The organism is Serratia montpellierensis, from assembly GCF_020858655.1.
GTDB classification, from domain to species: domain Bacteria; phylum Pseudomonadota; class Gammaproteobacteria; order Enterobacterales; family Enterobacteriaceae; genus Serratia; species Serratia montpellierensis.
The window spans coordinates 181,170-193,967 of the sequence record NZ_VOSN01000013.1; the positions used below are offsets into that span (position 1 = coordinate 181,170).

The following is a 12,798-nucleotide window of genomic DNA, read 5'->3' on the forward strand; positions in this document are numbered from 1 at the left end:
TGTCAGGCCGGGCTTCCACCCGGCCTTTTCAACGGCAAGTCTTGTCGCGGCGTGGCTTTTTCGGCGCCAGCAGATAATCCACTACGCTTTCGTCGACGCAGCTGTCGATGCCGTTCAGCGCCAGCGTATGCCCGTCGCGTTCGCGGGTGATCAGCGGGCTTTTAAAGGCGGCGGCCATCACCTGGGCGTTGCGGTACGGCGTGGTCGGATCGTAGCGCTGGGCGACGAACAGCAGCGGCGGCAACGCGGCGGACGCCACCGGCGTGTGCGGGCGATCCTTGCCTCGGTACGGCCACAGATCGCACATTTCCAGCGGATACTCGTGCAACGGCAGATAGTGAGCGTACAAAGCGGCGGTATTGATCTCCTGCCGCTGTCTGCGCAACAGCAGCGGATCGGCCGTCGGGTTGGCGACGTCGGCGCAGGTAATGACGCTCAGGGCGTCATCGGCATCCGGTGAGTAGCTTTCGTCGATCAGATCGGAAACCTGCTGCCCGGCGATGCCGGCATCGAGCTGACGCAGCACGGTCGCCAGCTCATGCCAGCGCTCCGGCCACAACAGCAGCGAACGCGTGACCGTCAGCACGTCGTCGGCGGAGATTTCATAACCCGCCGCGGTGACGAACGGCTGCTCATGCAGCTTACGCAGCAAAGCATGGTAGCGTTGTAGCGCCTGATTGGCGCCGCCGCCCAACTGGCAGCTGTCGGTTTTGCCGCAGTAGGCGGCGAAGCGCAGGAAGCTTTGCTGAAAACCTCGCTCCTGGTTCATGCGCTGGGTGAAATCGTCTTCCGCCAGGTCCACCACCCCGTCCAGCACCAGCGCGCGCGTTTTCTTCGGGAAGCGTTCGGCATACAGCGCCGCTACCTTGGTGCCGTAAGAGTACGCCACCGCCGTCAGCCCCGGCTCGCCCAGCGCGTGGCGGATCGCGTTCAGATCGTTGACCGCCTCGTCGGTGCCGATGTGTTGCAGCACGTCCGCTCCGGTCTGTTTGATGCAGGCGGCAATCAGGGTGCGCGTCTGGCTCTCCGCACCGGCCACATCGTTGTCGTCCGGCGTCGGGGTTTCGTCGCCTTCGGCCACCTGACAGGAGATTTTCGGCGTCGATTGGCCGACGCCGCGCGGATCGTAACCGATGATGTCGTAGGATTTACGCAATCTGGCGACGTGCGCGTCGTTGCCCAAATAAGGATTGATGCCCGGCAGCCCCGGCCCACCGCTGATCATCACCACGCTGCCCTTTTTCGGCCCGGTGGCGGGCAGCAGGGTCAGCGCCAAACGCACGGTCTGTTCGCCCGCCTGCGCCGCATGAGCGGGCGGCGTGGCATAGGCTAACGGCACCTCGAGGTAACCGCAGCGCAGGCCCGGCGGCGGCGCCTCATCGAACCAGCGCTGAAAACCGCTGTTGAGACAAGATTGCCAACGAACGCCGTTTTCGGCCGTCGCGCCGTGAGCCGCAGGCTTGGCCTGGGCGGGCAACGTGGCGGTCGCGGCGAGCAGCGCCAGAATACGCAGTACTGACATGGGGAGTCCTTTCAACTCAACGAATCGGTCAAAGGTTAACGATACCCGGTTAAACAGCTAGCCAATAGAACACAAAAAACCGCGCGGGTGAAGCCGTCACCGTACGCCCGGCAAGACATTTCTTTGCTCGGATTGCTCTTATAACGCACAGAATGCTGCAAAAAGTGCCGTTCACCTGCTAGGCTTAGGATTCGTTAACCCACAAGGACCAGGAGAGTTGCATGTTTGGAAAAGCGGAAGACAAAGCCAATGAAGCCGCAGGCGCGGTACAAGAAGCGTTCGGCAAAGCCGTTGATTCACCGGAGCATCAGGTGCGCGGCGCGGCGCGCAAATACGCCTCTCAGGCCAGCTATGCCGCCCGAGACGCGGCGGATAGCGTAAGAACCCAGGTGGAAGCCAACCCGCTGGCCGGCGTGGCCGTTGCGGCAGCGGTCGGCATCGTTTTCGGCTTCTTGCTGGGACGCAAATAAGCGGCGAATGCGCCGCTCGACAACAGGCCCGTTAAGGGCCTTTTTTATCGCCCTTTCTCTACCGGCGCCGTTATGCGCGCAAACTTTCATCTATCACAACCATCGCTTAAAAAAACCAACGCCTTCAACTACGATTAGTTTGTGACCAGAGCGAGGCTCTGCGATCCGACGGATAACCCTATGAGGATTATCATCATTATCCATGCTGTTTAAGCCGCTCTCCTTCACGCGGCTAAGAAAGGTTGATTATGGCTCGCACCACCCCTATCGAACGTTACCGCAATATCGGCATCTCCGCGCATATCGATGCCGGCAAGACCACCACCACCGAGCGGATTCTGTTTTACACCGGGGTCAGCCACAAGCTGGGTGAAGTGCATGACGGCGCGGCGACCATGGACTGGATGGCGCAGGAACAGGAGCGCGGCATCACCATCACCTCGGCGGCCACCACCTGCTTCTGGAACGGCATGCAGCATAATTATCCGCAGCACCGCATCAATATTATCGACACCCCCGGGCACGTCGATTTCACCATTGAAGTGGAGCGTTCGATGCGCGTGCTGGACGGCGCCGTGATGGTCTATGACTCGGTGGGCGGCGTGCAGCCGCAGTCGGAAACCGTCTGGCGCCAGGCCAACAAGTACAAAGTGCCGCGGCTGGCGTTCGTCAACAAAATGGACCGCATCGGCGCAGACTTTTTCCGCGTGCGCAAAATGATGATCGAGCGCCTGAAAGCCAACCCGGTGCCGATCGTTATCCCTATCGGCGCCGAAGACCACTTCAGCGGCGTGGTGGATCTGGTGCGGATGAAAGCCATTCTGTGGGACGAGGCCTCGCAGGGCATGAACTTCAGTTTCGAAGAGATCCCGGCTGAGCTGCGCGATTCAGCGCAGGAGTGGCGTGAAAACATGATTGAAGCCGCCGCCGAAGCCTCGGAAGAACTGATGGAGAAATACCTCAACCAGGTGCCGCTGAGCGAAGAGGAGATCGTCCACGGGCTGCGGGTGCGCACCGTCGCCGGCGAAATCCAGCCGATGCTGTGCGGCTCTGCGTTCCGCAACAAAGGGGTGCAGCGCATGCTGGATGCGGTGATTGAACTGATGCCCTCGCCGCTCGACGTGCCGCCGATGGAGGGCCACGGTGAACACGATGAAATCATCACCCGCAAAGCCGACGATAATGAAAAATTCTCGGCGCTGGCGTTCAAGCTGATGACCGATCCGTTTGTCGGCCAGCTGACCTTCGTGCGCGTCTATTCCGGGGTGCTGGCCAAAGGCAGCAGCGTTTACAACCCGATCAAGGGCAAAAAGGAACGCATCGGCCGCATCGTGCAGATGCACGCCAACGATCGTAAGGACATCGACGAACTGCACGCCGGCGATATCGCCGCCTGCGTCGGCCTGAAGGACGTCACCACCGGCGATACGCTGTGCGATCCTGGCGCCATCATCACGCTGGAACGCATGACCTTCCCCGAACCGGTGATCGCCCAGGCGATCGAGCCGAAGACCAAGGGCGACCAGGAGAAAATGGGCATCGCGCTGCAGCGCCTTTCGTCGGAAGATCCGTCGTTCCGCGTGCGCACCGATGAAGAATCCGGCCAGACCATTATCTACGGCATGGGCGAACTGCACCTCGAGATCATCGTCGATCGCATGCGCCGCGAGTTCGGGGTGGAGACCACCACCGGCAAACCGCAGGTGTCTTACCGCGAAACCATCCGCAAACGGGTAACCGATGTGGAAGGCAAGTTCGTGCGCCAGTCCGGCGGTAAAGGGCAATACGGGCACGTGGTACTGACCGTCGAACCCAACGAACCCGGCAAAGGCTTCGAATTCTTCGATGAGATCAAGGGCGGCGTCATTCCGGGCGAATTTATCCCGGCGGTGAAAAAAGGCGTGCTCGAGGCGCTGAACAACGGGGTGCTGGCCGGTTATCAGGTGGTGGACGTCAAGGTGCACCTGACCTTCGGTTCTTACCATGATGTCGACTCGTCGGAACAGGCGTTCCGCATGGCGGCGATCTTCGGCTTCAAGGAAGCCTGCCGCCTGGCGGATCCGGTGATCCTTGAACCGATCATGTCGGTGGAGGTGGAAACGCCGGAAGATTACGCCGGCAACGTGATGGGCGACCTCTCCTCACGCCGCGGTCTGGTGCAGGGCATGGAAGAGATCCCGGGCGGCGGCGGCAAGGAAATTCGCGCCAAGGTGCCGCTGTCCGAGATGTTCGGCTACTCGACGACCCTGCGATCGATGTCGCAGGGCCGCGCCACCTACACCATGGAGTTCAGCCACTACGCCGAAGCGCCGCGCAACGTGGCCGAAGAGATCATTCACCACAGCAAGCGTTAACCCCCGCGCCCGCCTTCGCGGCGGGCGTCACCCCTGTTTGTCCTCCAGCGCCACCACCACCGGCTGCGGCTTGATACGCATGGCGTACACCACGCCGGCGATCAGGCAGACGATGCCGGCCAATGTCAGCAGCGGCGGCCAGGCCTGGCGCAGCAGAAAGGTATAGGCCAACCCCGCCAGAATTTCGAACACGATAAGCGGCCCCACCAACACCGTCGGCAGCCGCTGGCTGGCTTCGTTCCAGCACAGCGCCCCCAGCCAGGAGCAGAACACGCCGATAACCAGCATCAGTGGGATAAATACCTCGGGGCGCGGGCCGAACGGCAAGGCAAACGCCGGTTCGCTCAGCGCCAATTGGCCGCAGACCGCCAGATAGCCCAGCAGCGCCAGCGGCAGCGTCACCAGCCCCTGCGCCGTGGCCCAGGTGGCCGGCCGCTGCGTCGGGTTCTCCCGCAGCCAACGCGAATTGCGCAGCGGGAACCAGGTCCAGCACGCCACCGCCAACACCGCCAGCCCAAGGCCGCTGAGATAGCGCCAGCCGTCGATCGGCACCGCATTGCCGCGCAGTTCGGCGATGTTTACGCACGCTAACCCGCAGACGATCAGCAGCAGCGCCGGCGCCAGCTTGCTCCAGGCCAGCCGCCCGTCGTGCCTGCCGTAAAACAGATTGGCGCAGATGGCGATCACCACCGGCAAGGTGCCGATGATCATGGTCGATACCGGTGCGCCGGTACGCTGAATGGCGCTGGCCAGGCACAGGTAGTACAGCAGATTGCCGATGGCCGTCAGTTTGAGCGCTTCCAGCCAATCCTGGCGCCGCAGCTTGCGCAGGCGGCGGCGATCGAACCACGCCAGCGGCAAGGTGATCAGCCCGAAGGCCAGATAGCGCCCGGTGGACTGCAGCGCGGCGGGATAATCCGGCACCAGCAGCGGACCGACGAAAATCAGTCCCCACATCAGCCCGGCGGCCAGGGCAAACACAACGCCAATGAACATAACGACTCCGACAAACGGCCGGCGCGGCCAACCCGCCCGACAAGACAGCGGCAGAGTAACGAAACGCGGGGAGGAATTATTGTAGCAGGTTGCTGTTTTAGCCCAATTTCACCTGTTTCTGGAAACGCACTGGCGTGACGCCGTAACGATTGGCGAAGGCGCGCGTCAGGTGCGCCTGATCGGTCAGCCCCGCCGCCGCCGCCACCTGTGCGGCGGGCATGCCGCGCTCCAGCATGCGTTTGGCCTGCGACAGCCGGATCGCCATCAGCATCTGCTGCGGCGAAACGTGATATTCGGCCTTGAACTTGCGCAGGAAATGGTACGGGCTGAGCGACACCAGCTCGGCCAGTTGGCTGAGGGTCACGTCCTCGGCGAAGTTATCGTGCAGGTAGCTTTTCACCACCTCGAAACGGTGCGCCGCTTCGGCTTTTTCCCGCTGCCCGGTGCGGATGTGCGGGTGCAACAGCTCGACCGCCTCCAGCAGCAGGCCGTCGAGCGTGAGCGGATCGTCGGTTTGCCACAGCGTGGCGAGAATGGCGGACAGGCGCTGCGCCGCCCGCGGATCGTGGCGCACCGCATCGGTGAACCACTGGCTCCGATCGCCGGACAGCTGCTCCAGCGCCTCGGGCGCCAGATAGAGCATGCGGTAACACCAGCCGCCCGGCGTTTCGGCTTCGCCGGTATGCAGTTCGTCCGGGTTCATCAGCACCAGCGCACCCGGCGCCGCCAGGTGCTGCGCCCCGCGATAGCGAAAACGCTCCGCCCCGGTATCAACGGTGCCGATGGCGAAGGCGTCGTGGGTATGCGGCTCGAAGGCATAGCGCTCGATGTGCGCCTGATAGAGTTCGACGCCCGGCAGATGTGACAAATGCCGGAACTGTGCGCAATCCTTCTCGAACGGAAACTGTTGTGGTACCCCTTGCACCCGACCTCCTCGTCCGTGCTGACAATCTGCTCAGCATAGCCAAAACATCGCCGGTTGAGTAGCCGCCCTGGCGCTTTCGTGCCCCTCGCCTGGACGATCGCCGCCATTCGGCGTAGGGTTAAGGTCCCTGTCCCTTTCAGGCGCGCCGCATCGCGAAGCTCATCGGCCCCTGACACTCCGCAAACAAGAGGCAACAATGTATCCGGATACTCAACTGTATATCGATGGACAATGGCGCAACGCACTGGCCGGGAAAACCCTGCCGGTCACCAACCCCGCCACCGACGAGATAATCGGTCAAGTGGCGCACGCCGCCACAGAGGATCTCGATCTGGCGCTGGCCGCCACCGAGCGCGGATTTAACGTCTGGCGCGACACCGCCGCGCACCAGCGCGCCAATCTGATGCGCAAAGCCGCGGCGCTGCTGCGCGAACGCGCCAATGCCATCGCCGCCGTCATGACGCAGGAACAGGGCAAACCTGTGGCGCAGGCCAAAGTCGAAATTCTCAACGCCGCCGACGTCATCGACTGGTTCGCCGGCGAAGCCACCCGCACCTACGGGCAGATCATTCCGTCCCGCGCCCGCGATGTACAGCAGCAAACCCTCAAGCTGCCGGTTGGCCCGGTGGCCGCCTTCACGCCGTGGAACTTCCCGATCAACCAGATCGTGCGCAAGCTGTCCGCCGCGCTGGCGGCGGGGTGTTCCATCATCGTCAAAGGCCCGGAAGAAACGCCGGCCTCGCCGGCTGAGCTGATCAAAGCCTTCGCCGACGCCGGGATCCCGGCCGGGGTGATCGCGCTGGTGTACGGCACCCCGGCGGAAATCTCGGAATACCTGATCCCGCATCCGACCATTCGCAAGATCTCCTTCACCGGCTCCACCCGCGTGGGCAAGCATTTGGCGGCGCTGGCCGGCCAGCACATGAAAAAGGCCACCATGGAGCTGGGCGGCCACGCGCCGGTGCTGATCTTCGACGACGCCGATCTCGACGCGGCGGCCAAAGAGCTGGCGCAGTCCAAGTTCCGCAACGCCGGCCAGGTCTGTATCGCCCCGACCCGCTTCCTGATCCAGCAAGGCGTTTATGAAGCCTTCGTGGAGAAATTCACCGCCGCCGTGCGTGAGCTCAAGCTCGGCAACGGGCTGGAAGACGGCGTGACCATGGGGCCGATGGTGCTGGGCCGCAGCGTCGACAATATCGAGGCGCTGGTGCAGGATGCCGTCGCCCACGGGGCAAAAGCCTGCACCGGCGGCAAGCGCGTGGCGGGCAAAGGCAACTTCTTCGAGCCGACGGTGCTGCGCGACGTGCCGCTGAGCGCGCGCGCGATGTCGGAAGAGCCGTTTGGCCCGGTCGCCCTGCTGCGCCCGTTCGCCACCTATGACGAGGCGATCGCCGAAGCCAACCGTCTGCCGTACGGCCTGGCCGCCTACGCTTACAGCCGCAACATCGCCACCGTCAATGCTCTGGGGCGCGACGTGGAGAGCGGCATGCTGAGCATCAACCACATCGGTTTCGGCCTGCCGGAAACGCCGTTTGGCGGCGTGAAAGACTCCGGTCACGGCACCGAAGGCGGCAGCGAAGCGATCGAGTCCTACCTGGAAACCCGCTTCGTCACCGTCGCCGGCCGTTAATCGCGCGTCGGATGAATCGCCAAAAGCCCCGCAGTGCGGGGCTTTTTTTTACTCGCCGGCCAGCTCGAACAGCCGCCGCGCCGCCGGGGTCAGCCCCAGCATGTGAATGCAGGCATGCACCATGCCCGGCAGCCGTTCGCAACGTACCGACACGCCCGCCTCACGCAGCCGCTGCGCATACTGTTCGGCCTCATCGCGCAGCGGATCGTATTCGCAGCTCAGGATGGTGGCCGGCGGTAACCCGCGCAGCGTGGCGGCATGCAGCGGTTCGGCGCCAGGATCGCGCCGCTGGGCCAGATATTGCTGCCAACAAAACACCATCGCGTCGCGCGTCAGAAAGTGCCCCTCGGCAAATTCGCAATAGCTCGTCGTCGCCATCTCGCGGCTGAGCGCCGGGTACAGCAGCAGCTGGCGCTCGATGTGCGGGCCGCCGCGATCCCGCGCCAACAGCGCGACCGCCGCCGCCAGATTGCCCCCGGCGCTGTCGCCGCCCACCGCCAGGCGCTGCGCGTCGATCCCCAACTGCGGCGCCCGTTGCGCCACCCAGCGGAGCGCCTGATAGACATCTTCCAGCGGCTGTGGGAACGGATATTCCGGCGCCAGGCGGTAGTCGACCGACAGGATCACCCGGCCGGTGGCGTTGGCCAGTGCCTGACAGGGCCGATCGTACAGCGCCAGCGAACCGAGGCACCAGCCGCCGCCGTGGGCGAACAGCATCGCCGGCTGCGCGTTCGCGCGGTTTACCCCCGCCGGTAGATAAGTGCGCAGCGCAATTCTGTGTCCATCGGCGGCGACTACCGTATAGTCCCTGACGCCGCCGCTCGCTTCCTCCTCGCCCTGCAGCCGGCGTAAACCGGTTTCCGTGGCCGCACGCATTTCCGCCAGCGACGCGGGGGGCAGCGCATCGGCCGACGCCGTCAAAAAGGCAGCGATGCGTTCATCGAGCGGCATGGGGTTCTCCTGCCAGGAACGGCGTAATCAGGGCAATAAATTCCTCATGGCACTCCTCGGTGATGAAATGCCCGCAGCCGGCGACCGTTTCGCCCCGCAGATCGTGCGCATTGCCCCGCAGCGTCGTCAGCGGCGCGTCGCCGGTGGCGTGCTCCGCCCCTACCGTCAACACTGGCATCGTCAAGGGCGTGGCGGCGCGCAGCCGGTTCTGCCGCACGGTCTCCGGGATCGCCCGGTAATAGTCGAATCCGGCGCGCAGGCCGCCCGGCGCCGAATAGGCGGCGATATACACCTCTGCCGCCACCCGATCGCGCCGATAGGACCAGCGGTTGAAGATATAGCCAAGATACTCCCGCTCACGCCCCTGGGTCAGGGTCTCCGGTAAATCCGCCAGTTGGTTGAACATGAAATGCCACAGGAAGATGTTCTCCTCCGGCGCGACGAAAATCGGCGGCGGCGGCGCCAGCCCGGGGATCACCGCCTCCGTCAGCACCAGACGCTCCACCGCCTGCGGGAAATCGCTCGCCATGGCGTAGCCGATCCACATACCGATGTCGTGGCCAACCAGTTGGTAACGTTCATGGCCCAGCTGCGCCATCATTGCGTGCAGCGCCGCACCGACGCTGCCGGTGTCGTAGCCGCCAGCGGGCTTGTCAGAATCGCCGATGCCCGGCGGATCGACGGCGATCGCCTGAAAACCGGCCGCCGCCAGTGCTTGCATCACATGGCGCCAGGTGTACCAAGTTTGCGGCCAGCCGGGGATCAGCAGCACCGGCCGCCCTTCACCGGCCACCACGCAGTGAAGGCGCCGGCCGTTGACCTGGAGATAGACGTGTTCCGCCGCGAGATCCGCCAACGGGATCTCGTTCTGTCGATATTGCATGGGGTGACTCCCTTAAGGATTGGGCTCAGCGAATGCCGAGCAAGGCGTTGATCTGCTGCGGGTTGACCGGTGCGCCGGCGAAGTCGTCGAACACTTTGTCGGTGACGCGGATAATGCGATCGCGAATGAAGGCTGCACCTTCGCGCGCGCCGTCCTGCGGGTTTTTCAGGCAACATTCCCACTCCAATGCCGCCCAGCCCGAATAGCCGTACTGCGTCAGGCGCGAAAAGATGCCGTTGAAATCAACCTGGCCGTCGCCCAGCGAGCGGAAGCGGCCGGCGCGATCGACCCAGGATTGATAGCCGCCGTAAATGCCCTGGCGACCGGTCGGATTAAACTCGGCGTCCTTGACGTGGAACATGCCGATAACCTCTTTATAGATATCGATAAACTCCAGATAGTTGAGCTGCTGCAGCACCATATGGCTCGGATCGAACAGCACCCGGCAGCGCGGATGATGGCCGACGCGCTCAAGAAACATCTCGAACGTCACGCCGTCGTGCAGATCCTCACTCGGGTGAATTTCATAACACAGGTTGATGCCCTGCTCGTCGCAGGCGTTAAGCACCGGCAGCCAGCGTTTGGCGAGTTCGTCGAACGCGGTGTCGATCAATCCTTCCGGGCGCTGTGGGAACGGGAACAGATAGGGCCAGGCCAGCGAACCGGAAAAGGTGCCCAGCTCGCTGAGCCCGAGCCGCGCCGACGCCTTCACCGCCAGCAGCATTTGCTGCCGCGCCCACTCGCCGCGCGCCTGCGGATTGCCCTGCAGCGCCGGCGGCGCGAAGCTGTCAAACAGCGCATCGTAAGCCGGGTGTACCGCCATCAGCTGGCCGAAGATATGGCTGGTCAATTCGCTGACCACCAACCCCTGCTCCGCCAACATGCCGGTCAGATCGTCGCAGTAGGTTTGGCTTTCCGCGGCGGTGGCCACGTCAAATAAACGCCGATCCCAGGCCGGGATCTGCAAGGCGGTAAAACCGGTTTGCGCCGCCCACTCGGCGATGGCCGGCAGGCTGTTGAACGGCGCTGTCTCATCGCTGAACTGCGCGAGATGCAGGCTTGGACCTTTGAGGGTTTTCATCGTAAACTCCTATTGGTTGTCGATTGACAAACAATAGAAGCAAGGCGCGATGACCGCAAGCGAAATTTATAAAGACATTGGTATTCCCGCCGATTTAAGCGATCCTATGTCGCTGAATGGCAGGTAAATTGGAGCAGAGAATGGCTGGCAGACCGCGCGAGTTCGACCGCGAACAGGCGCTCTTGAAGGCGCGAAACTTATTTTGGCGACAGGGTTACGAAGGCACCTCGATGTCGGATCTGGTGGCAGAATTGGGCATTGCTTCCGCGCGCATCTACAAGGCGTTCGGCTCCAAAGAGCAGCTGTTCCGCGAGGCAATCGCCAGTTACGAAACCGAGGAAGGCGGCTTCGCCGATCGCGCCTTCGCACAGGAAAGCGGCATTCGCCCGGCGATCCAACGTATGCTGGAAGATGCCGTGCGGCTCTACAGCCGGCCGGATCTGCCGCAGGGCTGCATGGTGGTCTCCTCCGCCGCCAGCGTCAGTGCGGAAAACGAGGGGCTCAAAACCTGGCTGGCAGAGCATCGGTTGCAGCGTACCCAGCAGATCGTCGAACGTCTGCGGCAGGCGGTGCAAGCCGGCGAACTGCCGGCCGGCACCGACGCCGACAGCCTGGGGGACTTTTTCGCCGTCTTCCTGCACGGCCTGTCGATTCAGGCGCGTGACGGCGTCACTGAAACACGACTATTGGCGGCGGTGAACGTGGCGCTCACCGCCCTGGGAGGAAGCGCTTAGTCGCAAGCCAGGCTCCCTTGATCTTCGGGCAGATCGACAATCACCAGCGTGCCTTCGCTGCCCGGCAACACGCGATGCGGCACGCCGGCCGCAGCCTGATATAGCTGACCGGCCCGCACCACCACCACTTCCCCCGCCACCTGCAGCCGCAGGTGGCCGCTGATTACCAGCAATCCTTCGCTGTAATCATGCACTTCATCCGCAATGCTGCGCGCGTCCATGCGCAGCACTTTGATATTGGCCGCACCGACACGGCCCAGCACGGTAGAACGCCAGGCCTCAGGCAGTTCGGCCGCCTGCAGGTTTAAATCGAACAGCATCGGAATTCCTCTGGTGCATGAAAAACGCACTCTAGCCTGATTCTGCGCCGCAGGGAAAGACGCTTTGGTTGCAGGTTATGACCGTTGGTTCTGAGGCGAAACGCGCCGGATGAAGGCTTAAGGCAGCCGCGCCGCGGCCTCCCGATCGGCGATAATCAGCAGATCCGGATGCAGCATCAAAACGCTGGCGGGAACTCCGGCCTCTACCGGCCCGCTGACAATGCGCCGTAAAATGTCTGCTTTGTGTGAACCGTTGACGAGCAGCACCAGTTTTTTGGCGGCCATCACGCTCGCAGGCCCCAGGGTGACGTAATGATCGGGCAGATATTCAGCGCGGCCGCCCACCTCTTTGAGCAAAATGTCTGCCATATCCGGCCTGGCGGAAACCGGCACCCGGCAGGTGCGGTCTGAGAAGGCGGTGGTACCCGGCAGATTGCCGCAGAAATGCCCGTCCGCCCCGACGCCCATCACGATCGCATCCAGCCCGCCATCCTCGGCGATGCGCCGATCGTGCTGGAGGTAGTTGTCCGAATTCAAGACGTGCAGTTGCCGCTCGGGGATCGCCGCTGGGCCGAAGAACATGCGATGCAGATTCTCCATGGTGACGCCGTAGCCCGGTCGGCCGGCGTAAGGAATTTCATCGAAATTATAGTAATGCGCGTTGGCGAATTCCGCGTGGCCCTTGACGCGCGGAGCCAACAATTCATACATCCGTTTGGGCGTCGAGCCGGCGGTGATAGCCAGATTGACGCGCTGTGGGCGCAGCATATAACTCAACAACAGGCTGGCGGCCAGCTCACTCATTTCCTGGTAGTCATTAGCGACAACAAGTTTCATTCCCTTCTCCTTTTTACAAAAAAAAACCTAACCGCCCATCCCGCCATGTTTGATGCGGGGGAGAAGTTAGGTTTTGCCTGATCGCGTCAGTAACA

Annotated in this window: 12 protein-coding genes; 4 read left to right on the plus strand and 8 right to left on the minus strand. The window is 63.0% G+C overall.

Annotated elements, in window-relative coordinates; genetic code table 11:
• Positions 1–28: 28 nt before the first annotated feature.
• Positions 29–1,522, minus strand: a complete 1,494-nt coding sequence (locus FUU19_RS12670; protein WP_230489861.1) for an alpha/beta hydrolase — start codon at positions 1,520–1,522, stop codon at positions 29–31.
• 221 nt (positions 1,523–1,743) lie between these two features.
• Between FUU19_RS12670 and FUU19_RS12675 the strand changes: the two genes are divergently transcribed.
• Together FUU19_RS12675 and fusA are read left to right on the plus strand one after the other, a co-directional pair.
• The gene (locus FUU19_RS12675; protein ID WP_016927634.1) at positions 1,744–1,992 is read left to right on the plus strand and encodes a CsbD family protein; all 249 of its coding nucleotides are present in this window, start codon (positions 1,744–1,746) and stop codon (positions 1,990–1,992) included.
• Between the two features lie 248 nt (positions 1,993–2,240).
• Positions 2,241–4,346, plus strand: a complete 2,106-nt coding sequence (gene fusA, locus FUU19_RS12680; RefSeq protein ID WP_087762777.1) for an elongation factor G — start codon at positions 2,241–2,243, stop codon at positions 4,344–4,346.
• Between the two features lie 27 nt (positions 4,347–4,373).
• Here fusA and FUU19_RS12685 read toward each other — a convergent pair whose 3' ends face one another.
• Complete coding sequence (locus tag FUU19_RS12685; protein ID WP_141968691.1) at positions 4,374–5,342, minus strand: DMT family transporter; 969 nt, start codon at positions 5,340–5,342, stop codon at positions 4,374–4,376.
• Positions 5,343–5,439: 97 nt separating this feature from the next.
• Positions 5,440–6,267: an AraC family transcriptional regulator gene (locus FUU19_RS12690; protein WP_230489863.1), complete on the minus strand. Its 828-nt coding sequence runs from the start codon at positions 6,265–6,267 to the stop codon at positions 5,440–5,442.
• A 196-nt stretch (positions 6,268–6,463) separates the two neighbouring features.
• On the opposite strand from FUU19_RS12690, the gene FUU19_RS12695 reads away from it, so the two are divergent.
• Positions 6,464–7,897, plus strand: a complete 1,434-nt coding sequence (locus FUU19_RS12695) for an NAD-dependent succinate-semialdehyde dehydrogenase (protein WP_049195527.1) — start codon at positions 6,464–6,466, stop codon at positions 7,895–7,897.
• Between the two features lie 48 nt (positions 7,898–7,945).
• Here FUU19_RS12695 and FUU19_RS12700 read toward each other — a convergent pair whose 3' ends face one another.
• Genes FUU19_RS12700 through FUU19_RS12710 form a run of 3 tightly spaced genes read right to left on the minus strand, consistent with a single transcriptional unit; the run spans position 7,946 to position 10,812 of the window.
• Positions 7,946–8,848: an alpha/beta hydrolase gene (locus FUU19_RS12700; RefSeq protein ID WP_230489864.1), complete on the minus strand. Its 903-nt coding sequence runs from the start codon at positions 8,846–8,848 to the stop codon at positions 7,946–7,948.
• Positions 8,835–9,731 (minus strand): alpha/beta fold hydrolase, encoded by an 897-nt coding sequence (locus FUU19_RS12705; protein WP_230489865.1) that lies wholly within the window; start codon positions 9,729–9,731, stop codon positions 8,835–8,837. The genes FUU19_RS12700 and FUU19_RS12705 overlap by 14 nt, the downstream gene beginning before the upstream one ends.
• A gap of 25 nt (positions 9,732–9,756) precedes the next feature.
• Complete coding sequence (locus FUU19_RS12710; protein ID WP_197834150.1) at positions 9,757–10,812, minus strand: sugar phosphate isomerase/epimerase family protein; 1,056 nt, start codon at positions 10,810–10,812, stop codon at positions 9,757–9,759.
• A 140-nt stretch (positions 10,813–10,952) separates the two neighbouring features.
• Between FUU19_RS12710 and FUU19_RS12715 the strand changes: the two genes are divergently transcribed.
• Entirely contained in the window at positions 10,953–11,546 is a 594-nt protein-coding gene (locus FUU19_RS12715; RefSeq protein ID WP_141968678.1) for a TetR/AcrR family transcriptional regulator, read from the plus strand.
• Here FUU19_RS12715 and FUU19_RS12720 read toward each other — a convergent pair.
• Both FUU19_RS12720 and FUU19_RS12725 read right to left on the minus strand, forming a co-directional pair.
• Positions 11,543–11,866, minus strand: a complete 324-nt coding sequence (locus FUU19_RS12720; protein ID WP_230489867.1) for a cupin domain-containing protein — start codon at positions 11,864–11,866, stop codon at positions 11,543–11,545. The genes FUU19_RS12715 and FUU19_RS12720 overlap by 4 nt on opposite strands.
• 117 nt (positions 11,867–11,983) lie before the next feature.
• Positions 11,984–12,703 carry a glucosamine-6-phosphate deaminase gene (locus tag FUU19_RS12725; protein ID WP_230489868.1) on the minus strand — a complete coding sequence of 240 codons (720 nt, stop codon included), beginning with the start codon at positions 12,701–12,703 and terminating at the stop codon, positions 11,984–11,986.
• Positions 12,704–12,798: the final 95 nt, after the last annotated feature.